This is a genomic window from Sulfitobacter sp. HI0040 (assembly GCF_001634885.1).
In the GTDB taxonomy this organism is placed as follows: Bacteria; Pseudomonadota; Alphaproteobacteria; order Rhodobacterales; family Rhodobacteraceae; genus Sulfitobacter.
This window is the reverse complement of the sequence record NZ_LWEX01000389.1, coordinates 1-203: the sequence shown is the minus strand read 5'-3', so window position 1 is coordinate 203 and position 203 is coordinate 1. Positions and strand designations below refer to the sequence as shown.

1 protein-coding gene is annotated in these 203 nt (G+C 60.1%); it reads right to left on the bottom strand.

From position 1 onward, the window contains the following. The coding region (locus A3728_RS16230; protein ID WP_269084905.1) for an amidase family protein at nucleotides 1-203 on the bottom strand (203 nt) is incomplete at both ends.

Genomic DNA, 203 nt, shown 5'->3' with positions numbered 1-203 from the left:
AGGGCGTTGCCGGGGTCAGAATGCAGTCGATACCATCGGCAAAGACGGTTTCGAAGTCGCGCTTGATCAGGGTGCGCACCTTGCGGGCGCGGTTGTAATAGGCGTCGTAGAAACCGGCGGAAAGCACATAGGTCCCCACCATGACCCGGCGCTTGACCTCATCGCCGAAGCCTTCGGCCCGGGTCTTTTCATACATCTCGGTG